We start from the raw sequence: 18,450 nt of genomic DNA on the forward strand, positions 1-18,450 counted from the left end.
TTTGCATTTGCTGTAAAGGGGCGGGCGCGCATTTCATGCAAACGCCCGTTCGCGGCGCACCGCCAAGGCCGGCGGGGCTTACAGGGCGGAAACCTGGTTGCGTTGCGCCTGTTTGAGGAAACTGGTCAGTTCGCGCGCCGACAACGGCTTGCTGTAGTGGTAGCCCTGACCCTCGTGGCAGCCTTGGGCGATGATGTAGCTCTCCTGCTCGGCGGTCTCGACGCCTTCGGCGATCACCTGCATGCCCAGGCTCTTGCCCAGCTGGATGATGGCGCGAACGATGGTGGCGTCGTCGTCATCGTCGAGCAGGTCCTGGACGAAGCTCTTGTCGATCTTGATCTTGTCCAGCGGCAGCGATTTCAGGTAGCTGAGCGAGGAATAGCCGGTGCCGAAGTCATCGATGGCGATCAAGGCGCCGGAGCGGCGCAGGCTCAGCAGGTGCTGGGCGGCGGTGCTGATGTCTTCCATCAGGCCGGTCTCGGTGACTTCCAGCTCCAGGCTGCGGGGTGGCAGGCGGTAGGCCTGCAGCAGGTTGTTGACCACCCGCGGCAGTTCGTTGTGGTGCAGTTGCACGGTGGACAGGTTGACCGCCATGCGCAGTTCGCTGAAGCCCTGGTCGTGCCATTCGCGCAGTTGCCGGCAGGCTTGGTCGAGCACCCATTCGCCGATGCTGATGATGCTGCCGTTCTGCTCGGCCAGGGGGATGAACTGGTCGGGCGGGACCATGCCCAGCTCCGGGTGCTGCCAGCGTAGCAGCGCCTCGACGCCGACCACGCGGTGGTCGCGGTAGCTGATCTGCGGCTGGTACACCAGGTACAGCTGGTTGCGCGGCAGGGCTTCGCGCAGGTCCTTTTCCAGCTCGCGACGGCGGCGCATCTCGCTGTCGACACTGGCGATGTAGAACTGGTAGCGGTTGCGTGAGCGGGCCTTGGCCAGGGTCATGGTCTGCTCGGCTTTCTGCAGCAGCTTCTCGGTGCTGTCGCCGTCCTCGGGGAACAGGGTAATGCCGATGGTGGCGCGCAGGCGGATCTGCTGGTGGTCGAGGTCGAAGGGCGCCTCGAGGTCGTCGAGGATGCTCTGGGCCAGTTCGGCGGCTTCATAGGGCTGCTCGATGTTGGCCTGGACCAGGGCGAACTGGTCGCCCCCCAGCCGGGCCAGGGCGCCAAGGCGGCCGCTGTGGGCGCGCAGGCGGTCGGCCAGGGCCAGCAGCAGCTGGTCGCCGACCTGGTAGCTGAACTGCTCGTTGATGCCCTTGAAGTCGTCCAGGCCCACGCACAGCACGGCGACGCGGCGTTGCAGGCGGCCACCGTCGTCCAGGATCTTGTCCAGTTGCTGTTGCAACTGCTGGCGGTTGGGCAGGCCGGTGAGGAAGTCGTACTGGGCCATGCGCTGCAGGCTGTTCTCGGCCTCGTGGCGCAGGTGGGTGTTGCGTTCGATGGAGGCCAGCAGCTGGTTGGCGGTGTTGACCCAGAGGCCCAGCTCGTTGCGCTCGTGACCCTTGAGCTGCGGGATCTGGTGCTGGCTGGGGCGGTCGGGGTTTATCTGGGTCAGGTGGTCGATGATCTTCGACAGTGGCTTGGTCAGCAGCCAGTGGTACACCAGGTACAGCACCAGGCCCATGGCCAGTGCCCTGAGCACGCCGGAGATGAAGATGATCACGGCGTTGATCAGGAAGTCCTCGCCGTAGGAGGAGGTGTCGAGGGTGATGCTCAGGTCGCCGTAATACTCGCTGTACGGGCCGCGGCCGACCAGTTGCGTGGTGTAGGTGCGCTCCTGGCCGAGGATCAGGTCGGTCAGCCAGCGCATGGACATGTCCTGCAGCGGCCGGGATTTTTCCGCCAGCATGGTTTCGTTCGGGTGGCCGATGGAGGCCATGCGCACCGATTCGTCCTGGAACAGGCCTTCCATCACCTGCATGCCCATTTCCCGGTCGAGGCTGTACACCGCCTGGGTCGATGGGTCGCGGAACATGTCGAGGATGCGCTGGGCATCGTTGTTCACGGACTGGCGGGTCTTGTAGGCGTCGTAGACGATCTGCGCACAGCTGAGTACGACGCCGACAGCCAGCGCCGAGAGCAGTACGACCCTCAGCAGCTTGACCGATAAGCTGTTTCGAAATTCCAGCTTCAATGGGGTTTCCTTAATCCATGCGCATGCCATTATTTTGCCATCAACCATGGCGGGAGACTATCGACCCGATACCCCGGCAGGCAACCCGTCCGTCGACGGAATTGCCCTTGGCTCTGTATCGGTCGAGCGGTCATGCGACTTGAGTGCGCTGCGTCAACTTTCCAGATGGTTGATGTTAGCGCGCTATGCGGGCTGAGCAAGAGCGCGGAGATGGGTTGCAAACAATTCTGTCAGGTATGCCGTTACCGAATGCGGCGACATCCCGCCAGGCAATAAAAAACCCGGCACTCAGGCCGGGTCTTTTGAATTCAAGGCGAATGATCAGGCCTTGAAGGTCTTGCCTTCGAACTGCTCGGCAACGAAGGTCCAGTTGACCAGGTTCCAGAACGCCTCGACGTACTTCGGACGCAGGTTGCGGTAGTCGATGTAGTAGGCGTGTTCCCAGACGTCGCAGGTCAGCAGCGGGGTGTCGCCGCTGGTCAGCGGGCAGCCGGCGCCGATGGTGCTGGCCAGGGCCAGGGAGCCGTCGGCCTTCTTCACCAGCCAGCCCCAGCCGGAGCCGAAGGTGCCGACCGAAGTCTTGGTGAACTCTTCCTTGAACTTGTCGAACGAACCGAAGGCGGCGTTGATGGCCTCGGCCAGGGCGCCGGTCGGCTGGCCGCCGCCGTTTGGCGACAGGCAGTTCCAGTAGAAGGTGTGGTTCCAGACTTGGGCTGCGTTGTTGAAGATGCCGCCCGAAGAGCTCTTGACGATCTCTTCCAGGGTCTTGCCTTCGAATTCGGTGCCTGGGACCAGGTTGTTCAGGTTCACGACATAGGTGTTGTGGTGCTTGTCGTGGTGAAACTCCAGGGTTTCCTTGGAGATGTGCGGCTGCAGGGCATCGTGGGCGTACGGCAGCGGCGGCAATTCAAAAGCCATGGTGGATCTCCTGATTCAGGTCTGTTTGCGGTTTGCGCCAGGCCTCACGGGTGGCCTGATGAGCGTCGGCGAGTTTGTACCCTTTGCGACGCAAGGGCAGGATCATAGCACCGGCCCGGGCGCTTAACCACGCAACATCTGTGGGGAATAGAGGTTCCAGAGCGGTTGGCCGGGCCCGACAGGCGGCCCCTTCCAGGCGATGTGCAATCCCTGTAGGAGCGGCCTTGCGCCGCGAAAGGGCCGCAAGGCGGCCCCGGCGATCTTTGCATGCACGCTGAAATCCTGGGGCCGCTACGCAGCCCTTTCCGGCCGGTCCGACGTCTCGGCAAGGCCGCTCCTACACAGGGGCGCGGTTCAGTTGAAAATGAGCTGCGCCGCCACCGCGAACATCATCACCGCCACCATCAGGTCGAGCATGCGCCAGGTCGCCGGGCGAGCCAGCCACGGCGCCAGCCAGGCGGCGCCGATCGCCAGGGTCGAGAACCACACCAGCGAGGCACTGGCGGCGCCGGCCACGTAGGCGCCGGGCACGGTCTGCTGTGCGCCGAGGGAGCCGATCAGCAGCACGGTGTCCAGGTACACATGGGGGTTGAGCAGGGTCACCGCCAGCGCGCTCAGCAGCACCGCGCGGCGCGAGCGCACACCCTGGCCTTGCTGGTGCTGCAGGCTTTGCTTGGAAAACGCGCTGCGCAGGGCCTTGGCGCCGTACCAGATGAGGAACACCGCGCCACCCCAGCGCGCCACGGCCAGCAGCGTGGGATTGTGCGCCAGCACCGTGGCCAGGCCGAACACGCCGGCGGCGACCAGCAGCGCGTCGCAGACCACGCACAGCGCCGCCACCGGCAGGTGATGCTCGCGGCGCAGGCTCTGCGCCAGGACGAAGGCGTTCTGCGCGCCGATGGCCATGATCAGGCCGAAGGCCACCAGCATGCCGTTGAGATAGCTTTGCCACATAGCGGGAACACTCCACGGGCACCGATGCAAGCATCGGCACGGATCAACAAGAAAGATGTGGCTATTGTCAGGGCTGCAGCTGTATAAGAAAAACAAATAGAGCTGATCAGTCATTAGAGAAATCGATGTTCGACTACAAGCTGCTCGCCGCCCTCGCCGCGGTGATCGAACAAGGCGGTTTCGAGCGCGCCGCCCAGGTGCTGGGGTTGTCGCAATCGGCCATCTCGCAACGCATCAAGCTGCTCGAAGCACGGGTCGGCCAGCCGGTGCTGGTCCGCGCCACGCCACCGAGCCCGACCGAGGTCGGCCGGCAGTTGCTCAACCATGTGCAGCAGGTGCGCCTGCTCGAGCGCGACCTGCAGCGCCAGGTGCCGGCGCTGGACGAGGAAGGCATGCCCGAGCGCCTGCGCATCGCCCTCAACGCCGACAGCCTGGCGACCTGGTGGGCCGGTGCGGTGGGGGCCTTCTGCGCGCAGCAGCAGGTCTTGCTTGACCTGGTGGTCGAGGACCAGGAGGTCGGCCTCAAGCGCATGCGTGCCGGCGAGGTTGCGGCCTGCCTGTGCGGCAGCGAACGTCCCGTGGCTGGGGCGCGCAGCCTGCCGCTGGGGTCGATGCGCTATCGAGCGCTGGCCAGTCCCGCGTTCATGGCGCGCTACTTCCCCCAGGGTTTCGCGGTCGAGCGGTTGGCCCGTGCCCCGGCAATCGTGTTCGGGCCGGACGATTTTCTCCAGCATCGCTACCTGGCGTCGCTAGGCGTGCAGGAAGGTTTCCTGCATCACCTATGCCCCTCGTCCGAAGGTTTCCTGCGCATGACCGAGGCCGGCCTGGGCTGGGGGCTGGTGCCGGAGCGGCAGGTGGCCGAGCAGCTGGCCCGTGGTGAGCTGGTGGAAATCTGCGCCGATACTCCCATCGATGTACCGCTGTACTGGCATCATTGGCGCAACGGCGGGCAGTTGCTCGCCCAGCTGACCGACCACCTGCGCCATTCGGCGCGGCAGTGGCTGGTGCCCTTGTAGGCACATCGGGCGTCAGTTGCATCCGAAATCTGGCAAGGCGGAGTCTTACATGCGAATTCTGGTCACCGGCGCGAGCGGCTTCATTGGCGGGCGCTTTGCGCGTTTCGCCCTGGAGCAGGGCCTGGAGGTGCGGGTCAATGGTCGGCGGGCAGAGGGCGTGGAGCACCTGGTCAAGCGCGGGGCGCAGTTCATCCCGGGCGACCTGGGCGACGCCGAATTGGCCCGGCGCCTGTGCCAGGGTGTGGATGCGGTGGTGCATTGCGCTGGCGCCGTGGGCACCTGGGGCCGCTACCAGGACTTCCACCAGGGCAACGTGGTGTTGACCGAGAACGTGGTCGAGGGCTGCATCAAGGAGCATGTGCGGCGCCTGGTGCACCTGTCGTCGCCGTCGATCTACTTCACCGGCCGGTCACGCCTGGATATCCGCGAGGACCAGGTACCGCGCCGCTTCCATGACCATTACGCACTGACCAAGCACCTGGCCGAGCAGAAAGTGTTCGGCGCCCAGGAGTTCGGCCTGGAAGTGCTGGCGCTGCGACCGCGTTTCGTCACCGGGGCCGGCGACGCAAGCATCTTCCCGCGGCTGATGCGCATGCAGGCCAAGGGGCGCGTGGCGATCATCGGCAATGGCCTGAACAAGGTCGATTTCACCAGTGTGCACAACCTCAACGAAGCGCTGCTCAGTGCGTTGTTCGCCGAGGAGCAGGCACTTGGCCAGGCCTACAACATCAGCAACGGCCAGCCCTTGCCGCTGTGGGACGTGGTCAACTACGTGATGCGCCGCATGCAGCTGCCGCAGGTCACCCGCTACCGCTCCCCCGGCCTGGCCTATGGCCTGGCGGCGCTCAACGAGGCCGCCTGCCTGCTTTGGCCCGGGCGTCCGCAGCCGACCCTCAGCCGCACGGCGGTGCAGGTGATGAGCAGCGATTTCACCCTCGATATCGGCCGCGCCCGGCAGTACCTGGACTACCGACCCCAGGCCGATGTGTGGTCCGCGCTGGATGAATTCTGTGCCTGGTGGCAGGCGCAGGCGGGACAACGCTGAACCTGTGGGCGGGATGATGGTCATCAGTGCGCCGCCCAGGCGGTTTATACTCATGTCTCTTTGCTACCACCGCGGTTGAATGCACCCATGCGTAACGACGCCCACGACGATTTTGACGATGTGCCCACCTTGCGTGCCGGCACCCCCGACGACGATGAACTGCTGCCCGCCCATGTGGCCCGCAGCCGCCAGAAGGCGGCGCGCCCACGCAGCAATGGCCCGCTGTGGGCCTTGCTCGGTGCCTCGTTCATCGCCCTGGGCGGGCTTGGCTGGTGGAGCTTCCAGCAGATCACCCTGATGGAGCAGCAACTGGTCGCGACCCAGGAAAGCTTTGCCCGCATAAGTGAGGAAGCGGCCGGGCGGTTGCAGGCAATCAGCGGCAAGGTCGATGCCAGCGAGTCCAGCAACAGCACTGGCAGCGAGGCGTTGAAGCTGCAGATTCGCCAGTTGCAGGCCTCGCTGGCCGAGCAGGGCAAGCAGCAACAGGGCGTCGCCGGCCAGGCCGGCGACCTGGGCAAGCGCCTGGAGCAGGTGCTGGCCGACACCCGCGAACAGCAGAAGGTGGTGACCGAGTTGCAGGGACAGTTGCAGGCGCAGCTCAAGGCGGTCAACGCTGAGCTTGCGACGCTCAAGTCGGGCCAGGTGGATGGCGGCAAGCTGGATGGTCAGCTCAAGAGCCTGAGCAATGAAGTGGCGGCGCTGAAGAAACAGGGCAACCCGAGCGCGGCCATCGAGCGCCTGGAGCAGGATGTGCTGGTGCTCAAGAGCCAGGTGGACAACCGCCCGGCCACATCGGCCGGCGGCGCCTCGGTGCAGGAGTTCGATGCCTTCCGCGGGCAGGTGACGCGCAACATCAGTACCCTGCAGAGCCAGATCCAGAACCTGCAGCAGCAGATCAACGCCCGGCCCTGAGTCCTTGGACTATCGCTGGGCAAGCCCGCTGCCACGACGACGAACCTGCCCTACGTTCGCTTCACTCACATCCGTGGATAGTCGATGTAGCCCACGGCCCCCTTGGCGTAGAAGGTTTCCGGACGCGGCGCATTGAGCGGCGCGTCGGCGGCCAGGCGCGCGGGCAGGTCGGGGTTGGCGATGAACGGGATGCCGAAGGCCACCGCATCGGCCTTGCCGCTGGCCAGGGCAGCGTTGGCGCTGGCCTTGTCGAAGCGCTCGTTGACGATATACGGGCCAGCGAACGCTGCCTTGATCAGTGGGCCGATGCTGTCGTCGCCTTCCTTCTCCCGCGAGCAGATGAAGGCGATGCCACGCTTGCCCAGCTCCCGTGCCACGTAGGTGAAGGTCTCGGCACGGTCGGCGTCGCCCATGTCGTGGGCATCGGCCCGTGGCGCCAGGTGCACGCCCACGCGGCCCGGGCCCCATACCTCGATGGCGGCGTCGGTAACTTCCAGCAGCAACCGCGCGCGGTTCTCCAGCGAGCCGCCATAGCGGTCGGTGCGCTGGTTGGTGCTGCTCTGCAGGAACTGGTCGAGCAGGTAGCCATTGGCGCCGTGGATCTCCACGCCGTCGAAGCCGGCGGCCTTGGCGTTCTCGGCGCCGCTGCGATAGGCCTCGACGATGTCGGCGATCTCTTCGGTTTCCAGGGCTCGTGGGGTCGGATAGTCGCTCAATGGGCGCACCAGGCTGACATGGCCCTTCGGCTGGATCGCGCTGGGGGCCACCGGCAGCTCGCCGTTCAGGTACGACGGGTGGGAGATGCGCCCGACATGCCACAGTTGCAAGAAGATCCGCCCACCGGCGCCGTGGATGGCCTTGGTCACGTTGTGCCAGCCACGCACCTGCTGGTCGTTCCAGATTCCCGGGGTATCCGGATAGCCGACGCCCATCGGCGTGACCGAGGTCGCTTCGCTGAGAATCAGGCCGGCGCTGGCGCGCTGTACGTAGTACTCGGCCATCAGCGCGTTGGGCACGCGGCCTTCGTCGGCGCGGCAGCGGGTCAGCGGGGCCATGATGATGCGGTTGGGCAGTTCCAGGTCGCCCAGCGTGATCGGGTCGAACAGCGTAGTCATATGCGAAGCCTCGCGTGGATCAGGTCAGAGCTCTTGGCTCATTTGCTCGAGGAACGCCTTGATGGTCGCCTCGTTGCGTTTGAAGAAATGCCACTGGCCGATCTTCTGGCTGCTGATCAGGCCGGCGCGCTGCAGGGTGGACAGGTGGGCGGAGACGGTCGACTGCGACAGGCCGCAGCGTTGGTCGATCTGCCCGGCACACACACCGTGCTCGGTGCTGTGGTGCTGGTCGGGAAACTGCGCGGCCGGATCTTTCAGCCAGTTGAGGATGTCTCGCCGGACCGGGTGGGCCAGGGCTTTTATGATTTCGTCGAGATCGAGGGGCATGGTTGGCTCGTGGTGTGTAGCGGTATATCGCGATGGAGCGAAATATAAATCGCTGCATCGCGATATACAAATATGAAAGGGTTCTGAGGCAAGCGTCATTGGCTATATCGGTTCATGACGATATGGGGGTGGGCGGTGCTAGACTGGCGCCATGAACTACCTCGCGCACCTTCACCTGGGCGGCCCCGCGCCGCAACAACTGCTCGGCAGCCTGTATGGCGACTTCGTCAAGGGCTCGCTCGAGGGGCGTTTTCCGCCGGCGCTGGAGGCTTCGATCCGGCTGCACCGGCACATCGACAGCTACACCGACAGCCACCCGCTGGTGCTGGCGGCGCTGGCGCGTTTCCCGCGCGCGAGGCGGCGCTTCGCCGGGATCGTGCTGGATGTGTTCTTCGATCATTGCCTGGCCAGGCACTGGGGGGAGTACGCGGAGCAGCCGCTGGTACAGTTCACCGGTAACTTCTACAAGGTGCTGCTGGCTGAACCGCAGCTGCCGGGCCGGCTGGCACGGATCGCGCCGTTCATGGCGGCGGATGACTGGCTGGGGGCCTATGGCGACTTCGCCACCCTGGAGCAGGTGTTTGGCGGCATTGCCCGGCGCTTGTCACGGCCCGAGGGGATGGACGGGGTGATGGGGGAGCTGGAGCGTCTGTATGAGCCTTTGTTGGCGGATTTTCGTGAGTTCTATCCGCAACTGCAGGCGTTTGCGGTAGCGCGAAGAGTGGCAGGCAGTTGATGCTCTCCTGCCTGTGCTGGCCTCTTCGCGGGTAAACCGCTCCCACAGGTACAGTGCACTAGTTGAAGCTGGCGTTGCCCTTGTGGGAGCGGGTTTACCCGCGAAGAGGCCGGCACAGCTGACGTCAACTGTTCAGGCCGCCTTGGCCAGGCGGCGCGGCTCGACTTCCACGATGCCGAACAATGCCTGGCGCACCGCCTGCTGCGCCTGGAACGCCAGCGCCGCGCGTTCCTGGCCTTCGCTGCCAATCGGAGGCAACAGGTGGATCACCACCTCGCCCCGGTCGTGGCCAAAGATCCGCATCAGATGGGACACCAGGTCGTCCTCGCCAATGAACGGTGCGATCGAATCGGCTTGACCCGCGCGCAGATACTGGATCGCCACCGGCTGCAGCGGCGTGCCCTGATCGATGGCCCCGGCGAGTAGACGTCCATGGAAGGTACGCAGGGTGCGACCGTCGGTGGTGGTGCCTTCCGGGAAGATCAGCAGGGGGCGTTGCTCGCCCAGCTGTTCGCTGATCTGCTGGCGCAGGCGTTGGGCATCGCCACCGCCACGGCGGATGAACAACGTACCGGCTTTTTCGGCCAGCCAGCCGGCCACCGGCCAGTGGCGGACCTCGGCCTTGGACAGGAACGACAGCGGTGTGAGCATGCCGAGCAGCGGGATATCGGTCCACGATACATGATTGCAGACCCAGAGCATTGGCCGTTGTGGCAGTTCACCCCTGACCTTTACGTCGAAGGGCAGGGCGGCAACCAGGCGGCCCATGAACAGGCGTGTCCAGCGCTGGCGGTGTTCGATCGAGGCCTTCAGACCCAGGCGTTCGCCCAGGGCGATGATGCTGGCCATTGCCAGCCCCAGGGCCAGCACCAGGAACAGCCGCAATAGGCGGGCAGCGGCCCGCAGGCGCAGCATCAGACCGCCGCCTTGAAGTGACGGGCGTAGCGCGGGCAGAGGTCGTCGCGCTTGAGCAGGATGAACACGTCGGCGACCTGGAAGTCCTCGTCCCAGCAAGGCTCGCCGCAGATCTTCGCGCCCAGGCGCATATAGGCCTTGAGCAGCGGCGGCATCTCGGCGATGACGTTGTTCGGCAACGGCAGGCTGGGCAACGGGTTCTTCGGTTCGGCGCGCAGGTGTTCGGTGCACAGGTAGCGTTCGCGCAGGCGCTGCATGATCGCGTGGGCTTGTACGCCGCCGTCCTGCATGGGGATGCTGGCGCAGCCCATCAGGTAGCTGTAGCGGCCTTCGTTGAGCACTTCGGCCAGCTCGCTCCAGAGCACGGCGATGGTGCCGCCGTTGCGGTAGGCCGGGTCGACGCAGGTGCGGCCCAGTTCGAGGATCGGGCCCTGCAGCTGCAACAGCCCGTGCAGGCTGAATTCTTCTTCGCTGTAGAAGCGGCCCAGGCTGCTGGCGGCCTGGTGGTCGAGCAGGCGGGTGGTGGCGACCAGTTGGCCGGTGGCCAGGTCGCGCACGCCGATGTGGCGGCAGTGGATGTCGTAGTCGTCCATGTCCAGGCCGTGTTCGGCGCCCTTGAGCTTGGCCTTGAATTCGGCGCTGAACACCTTGAAGCGCAGGGCCTGTGCTTCCTGCAGGGCCGCGGCGCCGACCAGGCGTTCGGCTTGCAGACGGCGTTCAGTGCTGTTGTCGCCAGAGCGAGCGATCCGAGTCATTGCGAGTCTCCATAAGCCAGCCAAAGGGTTGCGGCCGGTCGGCTTTGTTGTGCAAAGTCAGCCTAGGTACGCCCGGTGTCACCCCTGTGAATCTTTGGTGATGCTTGCGTGACACCCCTACAAGGAGCTTGCGATGGCCTGGTTGCAACGACTCAACGACCCCTTGCGCCACCCACTGGCGGCGACCTTGGGCGAAACCTATGCGGCGGTGCTTGAACGCCTGGGCGCCATCGCGCCGTTCGAGCTGGCGGTGCTGGGCGGGCGGGCCATGGCCACGCCGGGCCTGGCCTTCCTGCTCGGTTACCAGGCGGCGCTGCGCGTGCTCTGGCCCAGCGCCCCCGCCAGCCTGGGGGCGTTGTGCGCCACCGAGCGGCGCAGCGTGCGCCCGGCGGACATGCACACCCGCCTCGATGGTTTGCGCCTGACCGGCAGCAAGGACTTCGTCACCGCCGGGCTGGACGCTGAATGGCTGTTGGTGGCGGCGCGCCATGAAGGGCCGGGCGAGGCGCCGCGGTTGCAACTGGCGGTGGTCTATCCGGGGGAGCCGGGTGTCAGCCTCGAGGCCTTGCCGACCCTGCCGTTGATGCCCGAAGTCGGCCATGGCCGGCTGCAGCTCAAGGAGGCCGCGTGCGAGTTGCTTGCCGGCGATGGCTGGGACGCCTACGTCAAACCGTTCCGTTCCCTTGAAGACCTTTATGTGCTCGCCGCGCTGGTGGCCTGGCTGCATGGCGTCGCCCAGGAATGCGCCTGGCCGCAGGACCTGCGGCTGCGGTTGATCGCGCTGCTGGCCGGTTGTGCCGAGGGCAGCCGGCAATGCCCGGACAGCGTGGCCTGCCACTTGCTGCTCGGTGGCCTGTTTGCCCAGTTCCAGGGCTTGCGGAGCGAGATCGACCAGGCGTTGGCCGCAGGGCCCGAGCACTGGGCGCAATTGTGGCTGCGCGACCAGGGCCTGCTGGCGCTGGCTGGCGCGGCCCGTGACAAGCGCCTGGCCAAGGCCTGGAGTGCCGCCGGATTGTCATGAAAGCCTGAGAAATTGGGGGCACCTTTGAACCTGGGCCGCCGTGCGCCCGATCGCGGGACCTGTGGGAGCGGGCTTGCCCCGCGATGGGCGCACAGCAGCCCTCTATAGGTTGCTCTCCATGAAGGCACTATTGCTTGCCCTGGCCATGACCGCAGGCCCGGCCTTGGCCGAAGACTGGCCCACAGCGCAGTGGCCAGTCGATAACGCTGTCATCGACTGGCAAGCCGTCGACTCCTACGCCTTCGCGCCACGCGCTGCCGAACGCGGCGGCATTCGTACCGACGCACTGTTGATCATTCGCGATGGTCGTATTCTCCACGAGCGCTACGTTGAGCCAACCCGTGCCGACACACCGCACCTGACCTGGTCAGTCAGCAAGAGCGTGCTGGCCACGGTCATGGGCGTGGCCTACGGTGAGGGGCGCTTCAAACTCGACGAACCGGCCGTGCGCTACTACCCGGCCCTGCAGCAGCATCCCGGGCTGCGCCTGGCCGACCTGTTGCACTGGGCCAGTGGCCTGGCCTGGCAAGAGGACTACGAATATGCACCCTTGAAGTCGTCGGTGGTGGCCATGCTCTATACCCGTGGCCGCACCGACATGGCGGCCTACACGGCGGCAATGCCCGCCGCCAGTGCGCCCGGCACGCATTTCGCCTATTCCAGCGGCGACAGCAACCTGCTCGCCGCCAGCCTGCGCGGCATGCTCGACCCCGCGGGCTATGCCGACTACCCCTGGCAGGCCCTGTTCACCCCGCTGGGGATCGACAGCGCGGTCTGGGAGCGGGATGGCGCGGGTACCTATGTCGGTTCTTCCTATCTCTATCTCGATGCCCGCGACCTGGCGCGCATCGGCCTGCTGATGCAGCGCGACGGACGCTGGCGCGAGGGCCAGTTGCTACCAGCTGATTGGGTGGCGTTCAACCGCACCCTGTTCAGCGCCGCCCAGCCGGTGCCGGGCGAAGCCAACCCCGGCGGTCATTGGTGGCTCAACCAGCCGCTGCCCGGGCAGTCGGCGCCGTGGCCGGATGCGCCAGCGGACACCTTCGCCGCGCTCGGCCATTGGGGCCAGGCGCTCTATGTGCTGCCCTCGCGCAAGCTGGTGATCGTGCGCTACGCCGATGACCGCGACGCCAGCTTCAGCCACAACGAACTGCTCAAGCGGGTGCTGGCCGCCGTGGCCGGGGAGGGCGCATGAAGCGGGTCGTGCTCGTGCTGTTGCTGGCCGGGTTGGCCTGGGCCTGGCATGAGCGCCGGGCGCTGGCGGACTTCCCGGGCATTCTCTCGGCCTATTCGGCGAAGGAGTATTGTTCGTGCCGCTTCGTCATGGGCTTCGCGCAAACCTACTGCCGAGGCTATGTACAGCAGTACCTGCCCTTGAGCCTGCTGGAGGAGGACGGCGCCGGGCGCCTGGTCACCGCCGAAGGCCTGGGGCGGCGCAACCAGGCCGCCTGGCAGGGCGTGCGCGAGGGCTGCCGCTTGCTGCCGTGAGACCGTGCGGGTAAGGTTGACGGCCTTGATTTACAGGATTTCACATGTTCAAGCCGTCCCGCCTGCTGCCCGCCCTCCTGCTCGCCCTGTGCCTGCCAGCTCACGCCAACTGGCACCTGGACGGCGAGTCCTCGCGCCTGTCCTTCGTCACCGGCAAGAACGGCAATATCGCCGAGGTCAACCGATTCCTGGTGCTGCACGGCAAGGTCGACCGCAAGGGCGCGGCCGAAGTGAGCATCGAGATGGACTCGATCAGCAGCGGTATCCCGCTGCGCGACGAGCGCATGCGCGACAACCTGTTCGCCTTCGAGCAGTTCCCCGAGGCCACGGTACAGGCGCAGATCGACCTGCGTCCGATCAACGACCTGGCCAATGGCGCGCAGCTGGAGCTGCGCCTGCCGGTCAGCGTCACCCTGCATGGCCAGACCCGCAGCTACAACACCCTGCTGCTGGCCACGCGCCTGGACGAGCGACGATTCCAGGTGGTGACCCTCGAGCCGCTGATCCTGCGCGCCTCTGACTTCGGCTTGCTGCCGGGTCTGGAAAACCTGCGCAAGCTGGCCGGGCTCAAGTCGATCAATCCCTCGGTGCCGGTGAGCGCGGTGCTGATCTTCACTGCCCGCTGACATGCCGGGGCCGGTCTTCCCCTGGCGGGATGGCAACCAGTTCGAACTGCTGATCGACGGCCCCGAGTTCTTTCCGCGCATGCTGCTGGCGATCGTGCGCGCCGAGTTCCAGGTCGACCTGGAGCTGTACCTGGTCGAGGGCGGCGCCTGCGCCGAGGCGGTGGTCGAGGCCCTGGAGCAGGCGGCGCGCCGCGGCGTACGGGTGCGCTGCCTGTTCGACGACTACGGCTCGCTGGCCTTCCCCACGGCCCTGCGCGAGCGCCTGCTGGCGGCGGGCGTCTACCTGCGCTGGTACAACCGCCTGCGCTGGCGCCGGGGTTTGCGCAACCTCTATCGTGATCATCGCAAGCTGCTGCTGGTGGATGAGCGGCTGGCGGTGGTCGGCGGCACCGGGGTCACCGATGAATTCTGGACGCCGGGCGAGGAGGCCAGCGAATGGCACGAGGTGATGGTGCGCATGCAGGGGCCGATCGTCACTGACTGGCAACTGTTGTTCGATCGCCAGTGGCACGCCAACCAGCGCCGCACCGCCTGGCGTCCGCCCGAGGGCTTCGGCCTGCCGCGCCTGCCCCAGGTCCCGGCTCAGGGCCAGGGCATGGGTCGGGTGGCCTACGCCGACGCCCGCCAGCACAAGGACATCCTGCATGCGCTGGTCCGCGCCCTGAACAGCGGCCAGCGCCGTATCTGGCTGGCCACGCCTTACTTTCTACCGACCTTCAGCGTGCGCCGCTCCCTGCGCCGCGCTGCGCAGAAGGGCCTCGATGTGCGACTGCTGTTGACCGGCCCGCGCACCGATCATCCGGCGGTGCGCTATGCCGGGCACCGCTACTATCCGCGACTGCTGCGCGCCGGGGTGCGGATCTTCGAGTACCAGCCGTGCTTCCTGCACCTGAAGATGGTGCTGGTGGATGACTGGGTCAGCGTGGGGTCGTGCAATTTCGATCACTGGAACCTGCGCTTCAACCTCGAAGCCAACGTCGAGGCCCTCGACCCGCCGCTGACTGCCGCGGTGGCCGCCAGCTTCGAGCGCGACTTCGCCCAGAGCCTGGAAGTCGATCTGGCGCGCTGGCATGCGCGGCCGTTGTGGCGGCGGGTGCAGCAGCGCCTGTGGGGCTGGCTCGACCGGGTGGTGGCCAACCTGTTGGATCGCCGAAACTAGCGTCGTATATCGCCTTCTGGCAAAGCGGACTATCGTGCAGGGACTGTTCCCAGACAACCGAAGGAGTGGATGCGATGACGGCGAAGAAGATTCTCATGCTGGTGGGCGATTACGTCGAGGACTACGAGGTCATGGTGCCATTCCAGGCCCTGGCCATGGTCGGCCATACCGTCCATGCCGTGTGCCCGGAGAAGATTGCCGGGCAGACGGTGCGCACGGCGATCCACGATTTCGAGGGCGAGCAGACCTACAGCGAGAAGCCGGGACACAATTTCGCCCTGAACTACGACTTCGTCCAGGTGCGCGCCGAAAGCTACGACGCGTTGCTGATTCCCGGTGGCCGCGCCCCAGAGTACCTGCGCCTGAACGACAGGGTGCTGGAGCTGGTCAAGGCCTTCGACCAGGCTGGTAAGCCGATCGCGGCGGTGTGCCATGGGGCCCAGTTGCTGGCGGCGGCAGGTGTGCTCGAAGGGCGTGAGTGCAGCGCGTATCCCGCCTGTGCACCCGAGGTACGGCTGGCGGGTGGGCGGTTCATCGATATCGCGGTGGACCAGGCCCACGTGGATGGCAACTTGGTTACCGCGCCGGCCTGGCCTGCGCATCCGGCGTGGCTGGCGGCGTTCTTGAAAGTGCTGGGCACCCGTATCTCCTGACTGACACGCTGAACTGTAGGAGCGGCCTCGTGCCGCGAATGGGCCGCAAAGCGGCCCCAGGATTTCAGCGTGCATGCAAAGATCGCCGGGGCCGCTTTGCGGCCCATTCGCGGCACGAGGCCGCTCCTACAGGGATCGAGCACTTGTAGCGGTCATGGAGAAATACCTGTCGCGCAGGGGAAAGGCCGCAGGGCAGGGTGGGTGCTAGGGTGGACCTCAGTCATAGCCATCGACAGGACGACCGCCCCGCATGGAAATCCGCTTGCTCCATGGCGCCGCCATCGCGCCTTACATCGATGATCTCGCGCGCCTGCGTCTGACGCTGTTTCGCGAGTTTCCCTATCTCCTGGACAGCTCCCTGAGCCACCAGGCCGATTACCTGTCCAGCTACGCCGAGTCCGGCCGCAGCCTGGTGGTGCTGGCGCTGGACGGCGACCAGGTGGTGGGCGCCGCCACCGGCTTGCCGCTGGTGGATGTCGATCCCGAGTTGCAGCAACCGTTTCTCGCCCAGGGGCGTGACCCGGCCTCGGTCTACTACTTCGGCGAGTCGGTGTTGCTGCCGGCTTACCGTGGACGGGGGCTCGGCGTACGCTTTTTCATCGAGCGCGAGTCCTATGCGCACAAGCTGGCCGAGTTCGACTGCTGCGCGTTCTGTGCGGTGGAGCGCCCCTCCGGACACCCACGGCGTCCGGCGGACTACAAGCCATTGCAGGGCTTCTGGCGCAACCGCGGCTTTCTGCATGAGCCGTCGCTGCGTACCGCCTACCGTTGGCGGGACCTCGACGAGCAGGCGCAGTCGGCGAAGATCATGTCGTTCTGGCTCAAGGCGCTGCCTGCTTGACAATCGAGGGCTGTGAAACGACAACGGCCCCATCGAGGGACAAGCCCGGCCCCCACACGTCAGCGTGGGAGCGGGCTTGCCCCGCGATGGGGCCGCCGCTGTTACAGCAGGAGGCTTACTTTACTTCAACCGCCAGGCTCTCGGCGATCTTGCCCTGCCACAGCGCGGGACCGGTGATGTGCACCGACTCGCCCTTGCTGTCCACCGCGACGGTGACCGGCATGTCCTTCACGTCGAACTCGTAGATCGCTTCCATGCCCAGCTCGGCGAAGGCCAGTACCTTCGACTTGCGGATGGCCTGGGCCACCAGGTAGGCGGCGCCGCCGACGGCCATCAGGTACACGGCCTTGTTGTCCTTGATCGCCTCGATGGCGGTCGGGCCACGCTCGGACTTGCCGATCATGCCCAGCAGGCCGGTCTGTTCGAGGATCTGGCGGGTGAACTTGTCCATGCGGGTGGCGGTGGTCGGACCGGCCGGGCCTACCACTTCGTCACCGACCGGATCGACCGGGCCGACGTAGTAGATGAAGCGGCCCTTGAGGTCGACCGGCAGCTCTTCGCCGCGGTTGAGCATCTCGACCATGCGTTTGTGCGCGGCGTCGCGGCCGGTGAGCATCTTGCCGTTGAGCAGGATGGTCTCGCCCGGCTTCCAGCTGGCGACTTCTTCCGGGGTGATGTCGTCGAGGTTGACGCGACGGGCGCTCGGGCCGGCTTCCCAGACGATTTCCGGGTAGGCGTCCAGCGACGGCGCTTCCAGCTCGGCCGGGCCGGAACCGTCGAGCACGAAGTGGGCGTGACGGGTGGCGGCGCAGTTGGGGATCATGCACACCGGCAGCGACGCGGCGTGGGTCGGATAGTCCATGATCTTGACGTCGAGCACGGTGGTCAGGCCGCCCAGGCCCTGGGCGCCGATGCCCAGCTGGTTGACCTTGTCGAACAGCTCCAGGCGGATTTCCTCGAGGCGGTTCTGCGGGCCACGGGCCTTCAGCTCATGGATGTCGATGGATTCCATCAACACTTCCTTGGCCATGACCGCGGCCTTTTCGGCGGTGCCGCCGATGCCGATGCCGAGCATGCCAGGCGGGCACCAGCCGGCGCCCATGGTCGGGACGGTCTTCAGCACCCAGTCGACGATCGAGTCGGACGGGTTGAGCATGGCCATCTTCGACTTGTTCTCCGAGCCGCCGCCCTTGGCTGCGACATCGACCTCGACCTTGTCGCCAGGGACGATCGAGTAGTGGATCACGGCCGGGGTGTTGTCCTTGGTGTTCTTGCGGGCACCGGCCGGGTCGGCCAGGATCGAGGCGCGCAGGACGTTCTCGGGCAGGTTGTAGGCGCGGCGCACACCTTCGTTGATCATGTCGTCGACGCTCAGGGTGGCGCCGTCCCAGCGTACGTCCATGCCGACGCGGATGAACACGGTGACGATACCGGTGTCCTGGCAGATCGGGCGGTGGCCGGTGGCGCACATGCGCGAGTTGATCAGGATCTGGGCGATCGAGTCACGCGCGGCTGGCGACTCTTCACGCAGGTAGGCTTCGTGCATCGCCTGGATGAAGTCGACGGGGTGGTAGTACGAGATGAATTGCAGGGCGTCGGCGACGCTCTGAATCAGGTCGTCTTGCTTGATCACGGTCATGCAGCGCGCTCCTCTTAAAGACGGGAACATTCGAAAAGGCATTCCGACAATGCACACCTGTATGTCAGGAACGCCTGGCAAGGCGCCGGCTGGTCGGGCCGGCACAAAAAGGCGCGGCAGTATACCGTGCCGCGCCTTCGGAAACACCTGCACGTGGTCTGGACCAAGGTCGGCAGGGAAAGGGCATCCTTTTTGCTGAT

General features: G+C 66.0%; 19 protein-coding genes. 11 read left to right on the plus strand and 8 right to left on the minus strand.

Annotated features, from left to right (window positions below):
* Nucleotides 1-78: 78 nt before the first annotated feature.
* The 3 genes from AC0MAZ_RS08810 to AC0MAZ_RS08820 form a co-directional block, all read right to left on the minus strand.
* Nucleotides 79-2,130 (minus strand): putative bifunctional diguanylate cyclase/phosphodiesterase, encoded by a 2,052-nt coding sequence (locus tag AC0MAZ_RS08810; RefSeq protein WP_050703880.1) that lies wholly within the window; start codon nucleotides 2,128-2,130, stop codon nucleotides 79-81.
* A gap of 321 nt (nucleotides 2,131-2,451) precedes the next feature.
* Nucleotides 2,452-3,048 (minus strand): superoxide dismutase, encoded by a 597-nt coding sequence (locus AC0MAZ_RS08815; protein ID WP_203647881.1) that lies wholly within the window; start codon nucleotides 3,046-3,048, stop codon nucleotides 2,452-2,454.
* Nucleotides 3,049-3,402: 354 nt separating this feature from the next.
* Nucleotides 3,403-4,002 (minus strand): LysE/ArgO family amino acid transporter, encoded by a 600-nt coding sequence (locus AC0MAZ_RS08820; RefSeq protein ID WP_186713154.1) that lies wholly within the window; start codon nucleotides 4,000-4,002, stop codon nucleotides 3,403-3,405.
* Between the two features lie 125 nt (nucleotides 4,003-4,127).
* On the opposite strand from AC0MAZ_RS08820, the gene AC0MAZ_RS08825 reads away from it, so the two are divergent.
* From AC0MAZ_RS08825 to AC0MAZ_RS08835, 3 genes are all read left to right on the plus strand, one after another.
* A complete protein-coding gene (locus AC0MAZ_RS08825; protein ID WP_186713153.1) occupies nucleotides 4,128-5,018 on the plus strand; it encodes a LysR family transcriptional regulator ArgP in 891 nt (296 codons plus the stop codon).
* Nucleotides 5,019-5,067: 49 nt separating this feature from the next.
* Complete coding sequence (locus AC0MAZ_RS08830) at nucleotides 5,068-6,063, plus strand: NAD-dependent epimerase/dehydratase family protein (protein WP_203647880.1); 996 nt, start codon at nucleotides 5,068-5,070, stop codon at nucleotides 6,061-6,063.
* Nucleotides 6,064-6,150: 87 nt separating this feature from the next.
* A complete protein-coding gene (locus AC0MAZ_RS08835; protein ID WP_234562680.1) occupies nucleotides 6,151-6,975 on the plus strand; it encodes an ATPase in 825 nt (274 codons plus the stop codon).
* A gap of 65 nt (nucleotides 6,976-7,040) precedes the next feature.
* Here AC0MAZ_RS08835 and AC0MAZ_RS08840 read toward each other — a convergent pair whose 3' ends face one another.
* The gene (locus AC0MAZ_RS08840; protein WP_203647878.1) at nucleotides 7,041-8,090 is read right to left on the minus strand and encodes an alkene reductase; all 1,050 of its coding nucleotides are present in this window, start codon (nucleotides 8,088-8,090) and stop codon (nucleotides 7,041-7,043) included.
* A gap of 24 nt (nucleotides 8,091-8,114) precedes the next feature.
* Entirely contained in the window at nucleotides 8,115-8,417 is a 303-nt protein-coding gene (locus AC0MAZ_RS08845) for an ArsR/SmtB family transcription factor (RefSeq protein ID WP_203647877.1), read from the minus strand.
* Between the two features lie 151 nt (nucleotides 8,418-8,568).
* On the opposite strand from AC0MAZ_RS08845, the gene AC0MAZ_RS08850 reads away from it, so the two are divergent.
* Nucleotides 8,569-9,153 (plus strand): acyl carrier protein phosphodiesterase, encoded by a 585-nt coding sequence (locus AC0MAZ_RS08850; protein ID WP_475860875.1) that lies wholly within the window; start codon nucleotides 8,569-8,571, stop codon nucleotides 9,151-9,153.
* A gap of 132 nt (nucleotides 9,154-9,285) precedes the next feature.
* Here AC0MAZ_RS08850 and AC0MAZ_RS08855 read toward each other — a convergent pair whose 3' ends face one another.
* Together AC0MAZ_RS08855 and olsB are read right to left on the minus strand one after the other, a co-directional pair.
* Nucleotides 9,286-10,068, minus strand: coding sequence for a lysophospholipid acyltransferase family protein (locus tag AC0MAZ_RS08855; protein ID WP_203647875.1), 783 nt, complete (start codon nucleotides 10,066-10,068; stop codon nucleotides 9,286-9,288).
* A complete protein-coding gene (olsB, locus tag AC0MAZ_RS08860) occupies nucleotides 10,068-10,823 on the minus strand; it encodes an L-ornithine N(alpha)-acyltransferase (protein ID WP_028689712.1) in 756 nt (251 codons plus the stop codon). Before olsB ends, AC0MAZ_RS08855 begins: the two co-directional genes overlap by 1 nt.
* A 133-nt stretch (nucleotides 10,824-10,956) precedes the next feature.
* Here olsB and AC0MAZ_RS08865 point away from each other — a divergent pair, with 133 nt between their 5' ends.
* The 7 genes from AC0MAZ_RS08865 (at nucleotide 10,957) to AC0MAZ_RS08895 (ending at nucleotide 16,611) form a co-directional block, all read left to right on the plus strand.
* The gene (locus tag AC0MAZ_RS08865) at nucleotides 10,957-11,844 is read left to right on the plus strand and encodes an acyl-CoA dehydrogenase middle domain-containing protein (protein WP_475860876.1); all 888 of its coding nucleotides are present in this window, start codon (nucleotides 10,957-10,959) and stop codon (nucleotides 11,842-11,844) included.
* A gap of 118 nt (nucleotides 11,845-11,962) precedes the next feature.
* Complete coding sequence (locus AC0MAZ_RS08870) at nucleotides 11,963-13,039, plus strand: serine hydrolase domain-containing protein (protein WP_475860877.1); 1,077 nt, start codon at nucleotides 11,963-11,965, stop codon at nucleotides 13,037-13,039.
* On the plus strand, nucleotides 13,036-13,332 hold the full coding sequence (locus AC0MAZ_RS08875) for an amidase (RefSeq protein WP_475860878.1): 297 nt from the start codon (nucleotides 13,036-13,038) through the stop codon (nucleotides 13,330-13,332). Before AC0MAZ_RS08870 ends, AC0MAZ_RS08875 begins: the two co-directional genes overlap by 4 nt.
* Before the next feature lie 44 nt (nucleotides 13,333-13,376).
* Nucleotides 13,377-13,958, plus strand: a complete 582-nt coding sequence (locus AC0MAZ_RS08880) for a YceI family protein (protein WP_050703892.1) — start codon at nucleotides 13,377-13,379, stop codon at nucleotides 13,956-13,958.
* A gap of 1 nt (nucleotide 13,959) precedes the next feature.
* Nucleotides 13,960-15,117 carry a phospholipase D-like domain-containing protein gene (locus tag AC0MAZ_RS08885; protein WP_203647871.1) on the plus strand — a complete coding sequence of 386 codons (1,158 nt, stop codon included), beginning with the start codon at nucleotides 13,960-13,962 and terminating at the stop codon, nucleotides 15,115-15,117.
* Nucleotides 15,118-15,191: 74 nt separating this feature from the next.
* Nucleotides 15,192-15,770 (plus strand): DJ-1/PfpI family protein, encoded by a 579-nt coding sequence (locus tag AC0MAZ_RS08890; RefSeq protein ID WP_062572944.1) that lies wholly within the window; start codon nucleotides 15,192-15,194, stop codon nucleotides 15,768-15,770.
* Between the two features lie 250 nt (nucleotides 15,771-16,020).
* A complete protein-coding gene (locus tag AC0MAZ_RS08895; RefSeq protein WP_254464237.1) occupies nucleotides 16,021-16,611 on the plus strand; it encodes a GNAT family acetyltransferase in 591 nt (196 codons plus the stop codon).
* A 115-nt stretch (nucleotides 16,612-16,726) separates the two neighbouring features.
* Here the strand turns inward: AC0MAZ_RS08895 and AC0MAZ_RS08900 are convergent, their stop codons facing one another.
* Complete coding sequence (locus AC0MAZ_RS08900) at nucleotides 16,727-18,250, minus strand: fumarate hydratase (RefSeq protein ID WP_186713142.1); 1,524 nt, start codon at nucleotides 18,248-18,250, stop codon at nucleotides 16,727-16,729.
* Nucleotides 18,251-18,450 lie beyond the last annotated feature (200 nt).

Source organism: Pseudomonas sp. A (genome assembly GCF_056270345.1).